A 13,985-nucleotide genomic window follows, 5' to 3' on the forward strand; every position below is an offset into this window, starting at 1 on the left:
GTCAAGACGAGAGAACCGTCACCCCGTGGTGCGAAGATCTGTGCGGCGGCTGACACAGACTGCCGGAGGCATGGGGGAAATCATTGTTCCGAGAGCTGCCAGCCAGGGTGGACGCAACGGGCAACCCGGCAACCGCGATCGGCGTTCCGGAGTGACGATGCTCCCTGCGGTTGCGACCGACGTCGTTGAGACCCACCCAGAGCACCAGGTCGAACAGGCGTACGTAACTCGCGCCTATGAGCTTCTCGACAAGGGCCTTGCCGCGGTTGAGGTCACCTACCAGACCTACGAGGAAGGCAATCGGGCCACCTCCTACGCGCTGAGGCGTGCGCTCGAGCTGCTGCGCAATTCGCGCGGGTCGGGACAACTGGTCTTCGGACGCATCGACCGCCCGGGCGATCAACCGCTCTACATCGGTCGGCGACGGGTGCACGACGAGACGAAAGACCTCGTCGTGGCCAGCTGGCATGCGCCAGCGGCTCAGGTCTTCTACGAGGCCGGGCCGGCAGACAGCCGAGGCCTTGACCTGAAGCGCGTGTTCGTCGAGCAGGATCGCTTGGTCTCACGCGTCATCGACGAGATCACCGCCACTGCCGCAGCCGATGTCTCGGCCGGGCAGCTGGATGTGCCCAGTTTGCTGAGCGACGCCCTCCTGATGGAGCTCGACCGTTCGCGCGACGGGGTCATGCGCGAGGTCGTGGCCACCATCCAAGCCGAGCAGTTCCGCATCATCCGAGCTCCGCGCGATGGGGTGCTCGTGGTCCAGGGAGGACCCGGCACCGGTAAGACCGTCGTCGGCCTGCACCGAGCTGCCTGGCACGCCTTCAACGACGCCGAGCTGAGGCGAGCCGGGATCCTGGTGGTCGCACCGTCGACGGCCTTCCTCAGCTACATGAGCGGCGTCTTGCCATCCCTAGATGCGTCCGATGTTTTGCAAGTCGATCTGGGGTCCCTCTACGCCGGGGAAGCCCTGCCTTCGGGAATTGACACGCAGGCTGCAGCGCGGGTCAAGGGCAGCGGAGCCATGGTCACGGTGTTGAGCCGGGCTCTGTCCGCCCGGCGCGGCTGGGAAGGCGAGGGTCTTGAGTTCTCGCTTGGTGGCGCCCGTGCGGCCCTCACTGAGGACCAGGTGCGGGCGTTGGTCGCCGACGCTGCCAGCAGGGACCTCCCGCACAACCAGACCCGTGACGTCCTGAGGCGGTTGCTGTCGGCGGCCGCGTTCCGCGCCCACTCCGAGGCTCAGGCGGCAGCGGGACGGGCGGTGATCGCCACCGAGCCAGCCATCCGCCGACTCTCCACGTTCACGAACGCGCTCGACCGGATGTGGCCGACCTTCACCCCCGAAGAGTTGCTCCGGAGCCTCTACGGCACGCAGACCTGGCTCGTGAACGCCACCACCGGCGTGCTGTCCGCCGACGAACGGGCGAGCCTGTTCCGCGACCCGCAACCCGGCATCGATGACGAACCGTGGACTCAGGCAGACCTCTTTTGCCTCGACGAGCTCTCGTTCCTGCTGAACGGGGACGGCCGCACCTACGGTCACGTGGTCGTGGACGAGGCGCAAGACCTCTCGCCCATGCACGCACGGGCGCTGGCCCGGCGCTGCCCCAACGGCTCCTTCACGCTGCTCGGCGACCTCGCTCAGGCGACAGGTCCGTGGATCCGGGACAACTGGCACGAGCTCACGCAGTACCTGGGTGACGATTCCCCTTCCATCGAGGAACTGACGATCGGTTACCGCGTGCCCGGCCCCGTGGTCGACCTGGCGGCGCGCTTGCTACCGACCATCGCACCCAGCCTCGCTGCGCCGCGATCGATCCGACGGGGGCTGGGCGAGCCATCCGTGCATCTCGGCCCTGATGACGGGTCGAGCGGGGTGGTCGAGCGCGCCACGTTGCTCGCCGAAGCTGATGTCAACGCAGGATTGACGACCGCGGTCGTTGTCGCTGACGCAGCCTTCGCGGATGTGCTGGCACAGATCAGGCAAGGTCTCCCGGATGCGGGGGACGGATCGGTCGAGGACTTCTCACAGCAGCTCACCGTCATCCCGGTGTCCCTGGTGAAAGGCCTCGAATTTGACTCCGTAGTGCTCCTCGAGCCGAGCGCCATAGTGGCTTCGGGGACGGACGGACTGCGCCACCTGTACGTCGCCATGACGCGGTGCACCCAGGTCCTCCGTCTGGTCGACGGCGCTGATTTGCCGCTGGCTCTCGACCACCGGCAACCCGACCCCGTGACTCGGGGGGTGTCCAGGGAGGAGGCAGTCCTCCCTGGGGCTCCTGGCCCAGCCGACGAAGCGACCCCCACGCTGCATGAGCTGATCGAGCAGCTGGACGACGGCGACCGTGCGCTCGTGACCGCGGTGGTGCTCCGGCTGATGGAAGGAAGAGACGTATGACCAGCGGGCGGCAGTCGACCTTGAGCAGTGATGCCGAGACGAAGTTGACCCGGCAGTTCGAGGCGTGGAAGCGCGCTCTCGTCGCGGTCGACCGCCGCCAGCGGCTGGTCTACTTCAAGCACACGAAGGCTGCATCGCTGGAGGTGGACTCCTCAGACCTCGGCAGTCTGTGGCAGGAGCTGGGAGCCGGAGCGGTCATCGTCCGCGGCACGGCCGTCCCGGGGGACGAGTCCCAGCGGTCTTCACCGCGAGCTGGGCGGGCGGTCCTGAACGTCACCAACAAGTCCGAAAGGGACCTGCCGGCGTCCCTGCGACGGCAGGACCAGGTCAGCCAGCAGACCTTCGCCGACCGGGGGTTCTGGAGCCTGTACCTGGGAATCGGGTTCCTGTCCTGGGTCGACGTCGATGACAAGCCGGTCGAGAGCCCGCTGCTCTTGCTGCCGGTGCGCCTGTCGCGCGAGGGCGACGCCTCGCACTGGACCTTGACGGCGACTGAGGACGACGTAGTGCTCAACCCAGCGCTCCAGCTGGTCATCGAGCAGCGGTTCGGGATCTCCCTGCCTCCAGCAGACATCGACTCCACCGATGTCGGCGGTTACCTCGGTCAGATCCGAGCTGCGGTGGCCGAGGACCCGCGCATGGGCGTACAGGAGCGGGCAGTGCTCGCGACGTTCAGCTTCCACAAGGAAGCCATCTACCGCGACCTGCAGGAGAACGAGCAGGCCGTGCTCACCGACCCGATGGTCCAGGTGCTCGCTCTTGGGCCCGATGCGCCGTCGGGGTCGGACTACGACTTCGACCCGAGCTCGTACGACGACGTCGACCGAGTGCTGCCGCCCGAGCGGATGATGTCCATCCTCGACGCGGACAGCACGCAGCGGCGGTGCATCATCGCGGCGCGCGACGGCAAGAGCTTTGTCATGGACGGCCCACCCGGGACCGGCAAGAGCCAGACGATCGCCAACATCATCGCCGAGCTGATGTCCGCCGGGCGGTCAGTGCTGTTCGTCAGCGAGAAGGCGGCCGCGCTGGACGTCGTCCGCAATCGGCTCACCGCCCAGAAGCTCGACCCCTTCCTCCTGGAGCTGCACAGCCACGCGGCGACCCGCAAGCAGGTGGCCGCTCAGCTGCACACCGCGCTCACCAGGCGATCACGGGTGTCATCGGGATTCAGCAGCGCCCAGGAAACCGCGCTGGTCGCGGACCGGCGCAGCCTCTCGGCCTTCGCGGACGCGATGAACGAGGTACGGGAAGGCATCGGCCAGAGTTTGTTCGACGTGCTCGGCCGTGCTGCGCAGCTGTCGGGGTACAGCGGCATCGCGGTTCCCTACCGTGATGAGTGGTTGGACTTGCGAGAGCACGAGCTCGCCGAGATCCGTGACCGAGCGGCACGCCTGAGCCGGGTGTGGGCACCCGTTGTGCAGGGTGCCGACTTCGTCTGGCGGGGTCTCGAGGTCCCCCCCGGAAAGCGCATCGAGCCCGACGACCTGCACCGACGCGCCGACCAGGCCCGTGGTGCGGCCAGTGCTCTGGCGGGCCTCGTCGAGGCGATCGACGCGGAGATCGGCCGCTCGTTCCCCACGTCGGATGACGGGCTGCGCCGCCGGCTTGCCCTCCTCACCGCCGCTGAGCAACGCCCGGTGGAGGCGCCGGTGGAGTGGTTGAGCGTCGACGCTGGCGCGTTCGCGGCCAAGCACTCCCGGCTGGCCGCTCGCCGGGAGTCGATCGATGCCCTTCGCGCGGCCGAATCCGAGCTGGAGCGCATCGCCGGCGCACGGCACGCCCAACTCGACAGCGAGATGGTCAGCCAGATGGCTGGTCTGGATGACACCGACCGCTTCGGGTGGGCCATCGCGAGCACAGCTCGGGCAAGCGAGGTCGCTTCTCTCACCGCATGGCTGACGGCACTTCCAGCCAGGCTCGTGAGCATCGACCAGCAGGCGCGCCGGCTCGGGGTCGACCTCGGATTCGGCGGTGACGGGCCCAGCTTGGAGGAGGGTCACCGCCTCGCCGAGCTGGCCGTCCTAGGAGCCTCCGCGGCGCGGCCGTTGGGGGAGTGGTTCAACCCGCACCTGCAGGCCGCGCTCACCGAGTCGGAGCAGGTGCTGCGAACCCTCGTGCACTCCGTGCGCGGCCGCAGAGCCGCACTCGACCAGGTGTTCACGCCGGCGGCTCTCGACCTCGACCTTCGCGCGCTGCACCACCGCTTCCAGCACGTGCACACGGGCCTCGGGCGCTTCTCCGGCCAGGCGCGGGCTGACCGCAAGGCGCTCAAAGCGGTCACCCTCTCCGGGAAGGCGAACGCCGCGGTGCTCGCACACCTCGACGAGGCGGCTGAGTGGCAGCACGCCGAACGTGAACTTGCACGGGGAGAACAGGATCGGGCTGCCCAGCTGGGGTCCTACTACCGGCACGTCGACACCGATTTCGACCGGGTGAGCATGGCGATGGAGGTTGCCCGTCGTGCGGTCCAGATTGCCGGCCGGGACCTCGATGTCCCCGCACTGGCCAACCAGCTGGGGGCAGAAGGGCACCCAGACCCGCTGCTGAGCACGATCGGCGCTGAGCTGCGCGACACGATCGCGCAGCTGTGGGCTGAGGTGCACCAGAAGTTCGGTGACCACACCGGGCACCTGACCAACCTGCCAGTGGTCGAGCTGGCTACCTGGGCAGCCGACCTGGCGAATGCGCTTGTGCCCGTCCGGACCGCGTCCGAGCACGTTGCAGTCGTTGCCGGACGTGACGTCACCCTCTCCGATGCCCGGCACGTTCTCCTCAAGGCTGCAGATCGGGACGCCCGCACCGCCGAAATCCTCGATGCTTTCGATGCTGACCGTTGTGAGCTGGGCGATGCCTACACCGGGATGGACACCGACTGGGAATCGGTCGCGGCTGCCTTGGAGTGGGCAGGTCAGATCCGCGGACTGCTCGGTAAGCCCGCCGAGCCCGTCGTCGCACAGGCACTGTGCTCGGCGACGATCACGGCCGCTGATCTCGACACGAGGTTGCGGGGTTGGGGGGAGTCTCGCCCGAGGATGCTGGATGTGTTCACCCCCGAGCGTCGGGAGGAGCTGACCGCTGACCTCGCATCGAATCTTCGTGAGGCGGTGAACCTGCTGGAGGAGATGAGCAGCGAGTCCGGCACCCAGATCCCGACGTACGTCGAGTACGTCCGGCAGAAGGCCTGGTTCGGGGGCCGCTTGGCGAGCGTGCTCGATGAGGTCATCGACCAGGTCCGCCCGGCCGAAGAAGTCGCTTCGCTCCTGGAGCGTGCGGTGCTGCTGGCGTGGATCGACGCTGTTGTCCGAGCGGACGACAGGTTGGAACGTCAGCGTCCGGAAGACAGGGAGGCGCTCGTCGAGCACTTCCGTGAGCTGGACACCCGGTTGGTCGAGCACCGCTTCGCCGACGTCATCGATGCCTGCAACTCCCTTCGACCGGCCTCGCTGCACTCACCGGCAGCGGCTGTCATCCAGCGGGAGGCGCAGAAGAAGTCCAGGCACAAGCCGATCCGGACGTTGATCGGCGAGACCGCAGGCCTTCTCCAGCAGCTGAAGCCCTGCTTTATGATGAGCCCGCTGGCTGTGTCCCAGTACTTGCCCAGCGACATGCGATTCGACGTCGTCATCTTCGACGAGGCGTCCCAGGTGCTCCCGTGGGACGCGATCAACTGCGTGTACCGGGGCAGGGCGCTCATCGTGGCGGGGGACCAGCGACAGCTACCGCCCACCAACTTCTTCGGCGCGACGGACGACGACGCGGGCGACGACGACGAGTCCTCGCCGGACTCGTTCGACTCCGTCCTCGACCTCGCCAAAGCGGCCGGCTCGATCCCCAGCCTCGGGCTGGACTGGCACTACCGCAGCCAGCACGAATCGCTCATCACCTACTCCAACCACCGGGTGTACGAGGGTCGGCTGCACACCTTCCCCGGGGCGACATTCGCCGCCGACGACCTCGGCATTGAGAGCTTCGTGGTCGACGGCAAGTACCAACGGGGGACGACACGCGACAACCCGATCGAGGCCGAATCCGTCGTCGACCGGGTCGTGCACCACCTCGAACACTGCCCCGCGCAGTCCCTGGGCGTGGTGACGTTCTCGGCGGCCCAGGAGGACGCTGTCCTGGCGGCGCTGGAACGCCGGGCAACAGTGAAGCCTGCCCTCAACGCCTTGCTGACTCGGACGGATCGTCTCGACGGGTTCTTCGTCAAGAGCCTGGAGAACGTCCAGGGGGACGAGCGGGACCTAATCATCTTCAGCATCGGTTACGGGCCCGATGAGGACGGCAAGTTCACGATGAACTTCGGTCCGTTGAACAAGAAGCAGGGGTGGCGGCGCCTGAATGTGGCGATCACGCGGGCCCGCCGCCGAGTAGAGGTGGTGTCGTCCTTCCGAGCCGGTCAGATCACCACCAACGAGTTCCCGGGCCCAGACCCTGACCAGGGTGGGATACCCCATTTGAAGGCGTACCTCGACTACGCAGCCCGCGGCCGGGTTGCGCTCGTTGCAGGACCCGTCGATGCGGAAGCAGCGCCCGAGAGCCCGTTCGAGGCGGACGTGCTCGACGTTGTCCGGGCCATGGGCTACCAGGTGGAACCGCAGGTCGGAAGTGCGGGCTACCGGATCGACCTGGCCGTCAGGCATCCGGAGCGACCGGGCGAGTACCTGATCGGCATCGAGTGCGATGGTGCCCAATACCACTCGGCGAAGTCCGCACGGGACCGTGACCGGCTGCGGCAGCAAGTGCTGGAGGGGCTGGGCTGGCGCATGTACCGCATCTGGGGTCTGACCTGGGTGCGGGACCGGAACGGATCGGTCCGGCGGCTGCAGCAGGCCATTGAGTCGGCACTCACCGGTCGCCCCATCACCGCTGCTCCGCTGCGGGAAACGCCCTCCGCAACGGAGGTCGTGGAAGAAGAGGTCGATTTCGACGCACCGCCCTCGTGGGCGGTCTCGTTGCCGGCTACGGCTGGTTACGGGCGCAGGAGCGCTGAGCAGAGCTACTACGTCCCCGGCGCCGTGGAGTCCCGTCCGGCGCTCCGTGCCTACGTCGAGCGGGTGTTGAGGGCCGAAGCCCCGATGCACCGCGACCGGTTGCTCGAGCTGCTGCGGAACGACTGGGGCATCGGTCGGGTTGGGTCGCAGATCCAGGCAAACGTTGATTGGGTGCTCTCCAAGGTCACGGTGGACGGCCTGCGGGTGATCCGAGACGGACAGGACTTCCTCAGCCTCTCCGGTCAGCAGGTCACTGCAGTGCGGGTGCCGGCCGACGACGATGCCGTGCGCAAGATCGGGCAGGTGCCGCCGGCCGAGCTCGACCTGGCGGTCCTGTTGCTTGTGCGCGATGCGCGCTCGATGACCAGTGACGGTGTGCTCAATGCTGTTCGCAACCTGTACAGGTGGCGGAGAGCAGGGGCTGACATCCAAGCTGCCATCTCCGCGTCGGTCTCCCGCTTGACGGACAACGGCAAGCTCATCGCCGATGGAGAGGAGCTGTGCGTTGCGGAGGGAGTGGCCGTCGACTTGCCGCAAGCCGAGACGTCCCCGTTCCGCCCGTTCACCCGGCGGCAGGGTTCCCACGATGGCAATTCCAACACTCGGCCAGCTACGCGCACCCGCGCACCTGTTCAAAGCGGGCCTCATAGCGACCATGGCCTCACGCTTCTCCCGGGCTTGCCCGGTAGCAGAGGCATCTCGTTCCCGTCATGGAGCAAGATGGAAGAACGACTGCGGCAGTTCGTTCGAGCTGTTTGTCTCGACCAGCCGACGATCCAACGGGCTACTCCAGAGATGGGGTGTGACTTCTTCATTACCGTGGAAGTCGCTCTGGTGCCAGAGCCGGACAACTCGCACGACAGCCGCGCTGTCTCCGTAGCTGCGCCACCGACGCACGGCGGGTCGGTGGCGGAGAGGCACATGGGGTACTTGTACGAGGAGTACCTCTCGTCGTTGAGCCACGTGGTTCGCAAGCTGACCGATGAACTCGGCCTGGAGGTGGGGTGTCGCGGGTACATTGCGCTTCACGAACTGGAGCTTGACGATCTATACAGCAGCGAGTTCTTGTCTCCGGAGGAAGAATCTTCGATCGGCTACGCCGTGGGCGACACGCTGTTGTGGCTGGCGCAGGGAGAGGAGCTCGACCAGGAACTCCGGTCGGTGGGGTGGCAGTGATACATGACTTGATCTGCTCCCCACCGCAAGCGGCTAGCATTTCGGTCCCATGCGCGCCGTCGACGAGACGGATCAGCTACGGCATTCAAGCCACTCTCGCCGCGTGGTAGACGTCGCCGGGCAGCGCGTGGTCGAGTCGCCAGAGGATGCGCATCGGCCGGTTGCCGGTGTGCGACTGATAACTCATGGGCCCGGCGTACAGGTACGGCGGCACGCCGAGCGCGCCGTCCGCCGTCTTCGTCTCCCGCACGAACAAGTGCACCGAACTGCCCCGCTCTCGGTGGTGCACGTACCGCTGGCCGACCGGTGACGCCTCGGTCGTGGTGTTCTGCGACTCCCACTGGAACAGCGTCGGCGTGATCGCCGAGTCGGCGTACATGGTGGTGGGAGAGAAGTGCCCCTCAGTCTTGGCCAGCGTCACGAAGAACAGGTCCGCTCGCTCGTCCGGCACCCAGCGCACCCCTGACCCGAAGGTGCCGGCCAGGTCGGTCATCCCGAACGCCGCCAGCGCCTCCTCGCGGCTGTACCGCGCGTGCAGGTGCAGCGGCCGCGATCCGCCGTCCAGCGCTGGCGCCACTCGATGGATGCGCTCCCGCAGCACCCCGATCAGCTGAGCCAGCTCCGCCGATCGAGCCCGGTCAGCGAGCAGCCGCGCCAGTGACTCCTCAACCGAGGAGAACGGCGTCCGTGAACCCCAGAGCGTGAAGTGCAGCATCGCGGCCAGTCGCCGGGCTCGGTCGGTTGACCCCAGCGCCGCGCCCGTCAGCACGTCGCTCAGCCGGTCGAGTCGCTCGGTGTCGTCCAGGTGCAGCATCCGGGCGAAGGCGCCGCGCAGCCGGGCGTCGTCCGGTCCTGGCTCGGCGGTGACCACGCCGGCCGCTCGCTGCAGGTCCAGCCAGGTCCGGTTGCCTCCGCGGTAGAGGTCCTCGACGTCCAGCCCCGTCTCGTCCAGGAAGGTGGGCAGGTCGGCGTCCGGGGAGGCGGCGAGCTCGCTCGCCAGCTGCGGCCAGGGCAGTCGCAGCGACTGACGCACGTTGTCCAGCACCACCTGCTGCGCCACCCGGTCCAGCTGGATCGAGCAGCCCGCGGGCAACGTCGGGAAGCCGAGGTCGATCTCCCGCTCCAGCCCACGCCGGGGGGTGCCGGTCAACGCCCGGAAGCGCAGGTCGAAGCGGAAACTCCGGTGCTGGACGCCGAAGAAGTCCAGCACGGTCAGGCACGGCTTGTCCTCAGCCAGCCGCAGGCCGCGGCCGAGCTGCTGCAAGAACACGGTGGCGCTCTCCGTCGGGCGGAGGAAGAGCACCGTGTCGATCTCTGGCAGGTCGAAGCCCTCGTTGAACAGGTCGACGGTGAACAGCACGTTCACCTCGCCGTTCCGCAATGCGGTCAGGGCTGCCGCCCGGGCTTCCGCGCCGTCCCGCGATGTCACCGCGCGGCTCGGGATGCCGGCCGCGTCGAACCGAGCAGCCATGAAGACGGCGTGGTCGATGCTCACGCAGAAGCCCAGTGCTCGCATCCGTGTCGGCTCGGCCACCGTGTCGACCACGGCCTGCAGGATCAGCCGCACCCGCGCGTCGCTCCCGGTGTAGAGGTTGGTCAGCTCAGCCACGTCGTAGCCAGAACCCCGCCGCCAGCGCACTGTGTCCAGTGGGACGTCGTCGTGCTTTCCGAAGTACTGGAACGGCGCCAGCAGCCGCTGCTCCAGCGCCTCCCACAGTCGCAACTCGACCGCTGCTCGACCGCCGAAGCGGGCGATCACATCTCGTCCGTCGGCCCGCTCGGGCGTCGCCGTCAGCCCGACCAGGACCTTCGGGCGCAGGTGGTCCAACAGCCGTCGATAGGTCGCGGCCTCGGCGTGGTGGAATTCGTCGACCACCACCAGGTCGAACAGGTCCCGCCGCAGGTCGGACAGGTCGAACTGCGCCAGCGACTGCACCGAGGCGAACACGTGCTGCCACTGCGTGGGCTTGGCTCCGTCGACCAGCAGCTCACCGAAGTCACCGCGGCGCAGCACCTGGCGGAACGTCGACCGGCTCTGGGTCAGGATCTCCTTGCGGTGGGCGACGAACAGCACCGTCTCGACGTGCCCTTGGGCGCGTAGCCGCCGGTAGTCCAGCGCGGAGACCACCGTCTTGCCGGTACCGGTCGCCATCACCACGAGGTTCTGCCAGCGGTCGTGCACCAGCCGCTCGGCGTCCAGAGCCTCGAGGATCTCCTGCTGATAGCCGAACGGCCGGACGTCCAGCGAGGTGATCTCGGTCGGCGCGTCGCCGCGACCACCCCGTTCGGCGGCGATGGCGGCGGTGAACCGCTCGGCGTCGTAGGGCTCGAACGCCGGGTCGTGCCAGTAGGAGTCGAACATCTCGGCGAAAGTCTGCAGCAGATGAGCCTGCTCCACCGACGACAGCCGGACGTTCCACTCCAGGCCGTCGATCAGCGCCGCCCGGGACAGGTTCGAGGAACCGACGTAGCCGGTGGAGAAGCCGGAGTTGCGGTGGAAGAGCCAGGCCTTTGCGTGCAGCCGTGTCGTCCGCGTCTCGTAGGAGATCCGGACGTCGGCGCCTGCGGCGATCAGTCGTTCGACGGCGCGCGGTTCGGTCGCGCCCAGGTAGGTGGTGGTGATGACCCGCAGTCGTACGCCGCGCTGCTGCAGGTCCTGCAGGGCCTGCTCCAGCACCCGGACGCCGTGCCAGGTGATGAACGCGCACAGCAGGTCGACGCTGTCCGCGGACGCCAGCTCGCGCTCCACCTCGTACCCGATTCGCGGCTGTCCGCGGCCGTTGACGAGCAGTGCGCTGGTGCTCAGCGGCACCTCCGGCCGCGCCGGGAAGGCCACCGGCGTGGGCGTGGCGGAGGGGGGCGCAACGGCCAGCAGGTGCTGCGCGGTGTCCGCGATGCGGTCACCGGCCAGAACGGCGTTCGGCGCACTGAGCTCGCCGACGGCGGCCGCAATCCGGTTGGCCAACGCGATCTGGGCAGCCAGGCGCTCTCGGTCTGACCCCGGTACGGCCTGCAGCGATCGGCTGATCATCCCTGCGAGGTGCCGGGTCAACGAGAGATGTGAGTCGGCCGCGTCGAGCGCTTCGTACTGCACTAGCTCTGCAGGTGTCGCGGCCAGCGTCCCGGCCAGCTCCTCGGTGACCAGTGCCTCGTAGATCCCAGCGGCGAGTCGGCCACTTGCTGGGAATGGCGAGGTGTCCGGCTGATGCACCGCCGCAGCCTGACATTACTCGCGATCAAGGCGTCCGCGGGGTCCCCCCAGACCGACTTCCCGACCTGCGCGTCCTCGACGGCGTTTCTGGGGGAACGGTCGTGTTCGAGATCCTGCGGCCGCAGCCCTCGAGCGCGACCCCGTGGAGGACAACGACACACGTCGAATCCCGGTACCGGGGCCCGGCTGGAGGGGTAGCAAAGTGGGCGTCACAGTTGGTAGATGGTTCTTGCGGAGCCCCGTCCATGTCGTCAGCTGGCGGGCGGGCGACTCAATGGTTCCGCTGTCGGCGCGGATCGTCTCCCTGGCTTCGAGTCGGCCGCGGTCGTCTGCAATGTGACCGTCCGCACGTATTCCGAATGGCCGGCGACCCATCGGCTGACATTGCGGTCCTTGATGCTTGAGCGTTTGGATCCGAAGCCAGTCTGCCCCACGGCGACTCCATTGCCCTCAGCCAACCTGTATAGCCATCGCAGCACGTTGTCGTTCTCCGACCAGTAGTTCCACACGTCGTTGTCCACGGCGGCGGAGAGACCGTGCCAGTGTCCCTCTCGCCCGACGGTCGCACCCAGGAGGTGCATGGAATCGATCTGCGCGTTGCCGGAACGGGTTGCCAGCGTCTCCGCGGCGGTGACCATTACGCGTGCACCCAGGCTGTGACCCATAAGAACGTAAGGCCCTTCGTCACTCCTGGCGATCAGCTCGGCCAAGGTGGCGCCAGTCATCCCCGCTCGCGTCTTGGCGACGGTCCACGGGTTGGTCGCAATGCCGTGGGCTCCCATGACCCAACCGAGGCCCGGTATCCCCGCGGCCTTGCTCCCACGGCGAGCGCCTTGGAGAAGTATCGCCCGGACCGCGGCCTTACCTCCAGCGACTGCCAGCAGAGCGGTCAGGTCTTTGAGCTCTTTAGCACCCCAGTGGACCTGGTAGACCGGGGCATCTGGGTAGCGGGTGTCGATGAGACGTTGCCACATTGACCACGCTGATTGGCCTTCGGTGAGAAAACCCGTAGCGAACACGACTGGTGTTCCCGAACCTGGCCGCACAAGCTCGATGGAGAAGGACCGGTCGTCTCCTACGTAGGACGACACCGTGGCTGCGCCGAGAGCGCCACCCAGAGCGGTTCCGGTAGCGGTAACCACGGCTGTGCCCCCAGCTATACCGAGCCCGCCGGACGCAATTGCGCCGCCGCCGAGCATCGCCAGGCCATGAGTCGTCGCCGCAGCCCCGGTGAGGGATCCTCCAAAAAGCGAGCTACCGAGCGCAGCTCCGACCGCAGGTGCTGCAAAGAACGCCAGCGGCGCGACGACGGCGGCGGCTCCGACGGTCCCGCCGGCGACCTTGGCAATGCGTACCGCATTCCTCGCCTCATACTTCAGGAAGCTGCGGTAGTCGCCGAGATTTGGGATCCGCGCTTCCAGCTTCTCGAAGGCGGGAATGGCATGGCGGTGCTCGGCGCAGTAGCTGAACCGGATGCGAGTGCGTGGCCGGATGACGGCGCGGTGCGAGCAGCCAGGCACGCCGCAGTCCACCGTCGGGGTACCGCACTGTTGGCACAGGTGGGTGCGCTTCGGTCGGTCAGACCGTCGGACGTGCCGGTGCGTCGCCTTGCTGAAACACCCGGAGCACCATGCGAACGTGGTCTTGTCGCCCAGTCTGGACACCAGATCCGCGAGAGCGATGGCGTCCTTCTGTTCGACGTCGGCAGCCTCGCGATGTCCCGCTCGCTTCTCGGGTGAGCGGGTCCTGCGGTAGCCCAGCTCGTTGGCCGCATATCCCAGAACAAGCGCAACCAGCGACACGTTCTTCAGCAACAAGGTGCTGCCCTCGATCGCCGGGTTGGCGTCGTCCGGTCCCGTTCCGCTCGCCATGAGCTCGAGCTCTCCCGAGACCAGCCGCACGGTGAAGCCACGCTGTCGAGGGGTGTAGGTCAGTTCCGCCATCTCACAACCTTCATCTCAGAGTGCAGGAGCCAGCGGGCCCCTGCGCGCCTTGTCCCGACGGTCGGAGCAAGAGACCGCCGGCCGGGGTGCGTCCGTGCGAGGTGGGCGCACGCGCTCCTGCCTCGCTCATCGGCACGCGGCCGCCCTCTCCCAACCGAAGTGGCTTCTTTGCGCCTTGTCTTCGAGGTGGTCGCCGCCGCAGTCCATGGGGACGGCGGGGGTTGACTCAATCCGCTACCACGTCGTGTCATGATGCCGCT

4 protein-coding genes are annotated in these 13,985 nt (G+C 67.6%); 2 read left to right on the forward strand and 2 right to left on the reverse strand.

Going from position 1 to position 13,985, the window contains the following annotated elements; all coding sequences use genetic code 11:
* Positions 1 to 157 precede the first annotated feature (157 nt).
* Both G5C62_RS05975 and G5C62_RS05980 read left to right on the forward strand, forming a co-directional pair.
* The gene (locus tag G5C62_RS05975) at positions 158 to 2,398 is read left to right on the forward strand and encodes an AAA family ATPase (RefSeq protein ID WP_164700289.1); all 2,241 of its coding nucleotides are present in this window, start codon (positions 158 to 160) and stop codon (positions 2,396 to 2,398) included.
* Complete coding sequence (locus tag G5C62_RS05980) at positions 2,395 to 8,571, forward strand: DUF3320 domain-containing protein (protein WP_164700290.1); 6,177 nt, start codon at positions 2,395 to 2,397, stop codon at positions 8,569 to 8,571. The genes G5C62_RS05975 and G5C62_RS05980 overlap by 4 nt, the downstream gene beginning before the upstream one ends.
* 85 nt (positions 8,572 to 8,656) lie before the next feature.
* Here G5C62_RS05980 and G5C62_RS05985 read toward each other — a convergent pair whose 3' ends face one another.
* Together G5C62_RS05985 and G5C62_RS05990 are read right to left on the reverse strand one after the other, a co-directional pair.
* Positions 8,657 to 11,536, reverse strand: a complete 2,880-nt coding sequence (locus tag G5C62_RS05985; protein ID WP_241175724.1) for a DUF3427 domain-containing protein — start codon at positions 11,534 to 11,536, stop codon at positions 8,657 to 8,659.
* A 497-nt stretch (positions 11,537 to 12,033) separates the two neighbouring features.
* Positions 12,034 to 13,725: a DUF726 domain-containing protein gene (locus tag G5C62_RS05990; RefSeq protein ID WP_164700292.1), complete on the reverse strand. Its 1,692-nt coding sequence runs from the start codon at positions 13,723 to 13,725 to the stop codon at positions 12,034 to 12,036.
* Positions 13,726 to 13,985 lie beyond the last annotated feature (260 nt).

It is taken from the genome of Modestobacter sp. KNN46-3 (assembly GCF_011039295.1).

Excerpts from the sequence above, each read along its gene's own strand:
- G5C62_RS05980 (WP_164700290.1), top strand. The coding sequence starts at position 2,395 with ATGACCAGCGGGCGGCAGTCGACCTTGAGCAGTGATGCCGAGACGAAG.
- G5C62_RS05990 (WP_164700292.1), bottom strand. The coding sequence starts at position 13,725 with ATGGCGGAACTGACCTACACCCCTCGACAGCGTGGCTTCACCGTGCGG.
- G5C62_RS05975 (WP_164700289.1), top strand. The coding sequence starts at position 158 with ATGCTCCCTGCGGTTGCGACCGACGTCGTTGAGACCCACCCAGAGCAC.